The sequence below is a fragment of the Halomonas sp. SIMBA_159 genome (genome assembly GCF_046536035.1).
Taxonomy (GTDB): Bacteria; Pseudomonadota; Gammaproteobacteria; order Pseudomonadales; family Halomonadaceae; genus Vreelandella; species Vreelandella venusta_A.
Genome location: NZ_JAWJBT010000771.1, coordinates 1 through 265 on the forward strand (window position 1 = coordinate 1; position 265 = coordinate 265).

Sequence of the window (265 nt, forward strand, 5' to 3'; positions counted from 1 at the left end):
GGGAGACGTAACCTCTTGCATCACGGTACAGTGCAATTTGGGGAATGCTCAAATTAAGTCGCTGATGATTGAAATCAAATTCAGCAGCTGTACCGGGAATGATTTGTTCAAGCGAGTTGATCACGCTATCGTCATCTTTTTCAGCCAGCGCCGGGATTTCATCCACCTTAATACCCAGCTCACGTAGTTGTTCTACCGTAAACTGTGGCTGCAGAAGTTGCTCTGCATTGGCGGTAAATGTAATTTTTTTCTGTGAAACCTTCTT

The 265-nt window shown here is 44.5% G+C and carries 1 protein-coding gene; it reads right to left on the reverse strand.

The window, feature by feature from the left end; translation table 11 throughout:
- On the reverse strand, window positions 1-265 hold a 265-nt coding region (locus tag R0J87_RS21295), incomplete at both ends, for a FimD/PapC N-terminal domain-containing protein (RefSeq protein WP_498888784.1).